1 protein-coding gene is annotated in these 274 nt (G+C 38.7%); it reads right to left on the bottom strand.

Annotated features, from left to right (window positions below; all coding sequences use genetic code 11):
* Positions 1-274 (bottom strand): cytochrome c-type biogenesis CcmF C-terminal domain-containing protein (locus ACFINZ_RS11460; protein ID WP_375701576.1); only part of this gene is annotated, 274 nt, incomplete at both ends.

Here is a 274-nt window from a genome sequence, read left to right as displayed (position 1 = left end):
TGCTCCTACAGAAATTTTTTGCCCTGTTAACAGCTCAATAAAATAAGGGTAGAGCGTACCAATCAAGACTGTCGCTGTTATTGTTGTGAGCAATAAATTATTTAAAATAATAAAACCTTCACGAGAAATTGGCTGAAAAAATCTTCCCGGTGTCAAAGCAGGTACCCGCAAAGCAAAAAGAGACAAAGCCCCTCCCGTGAAGAACAATAAAAGTGCAAGAATTGCTCGTCCTCGTGCTGGATCAAGAGCAAAACTATGAACTGATATTAAAAGA

Origin of the sequence: Bartonella sp. AA81SXKL (assembly GCF_042196945.1) — a bacterium.
Classification (GTDB): Bacteria; Pseudomonadota; Alphaproteobacteria; order Rhizobiales; family Rhizobiaceae; genus Bartonella.
Note: the sequence above shows the minus strand (reverse complement) of the source record. Positions and strands in the feature narration are given on the sequence as shown.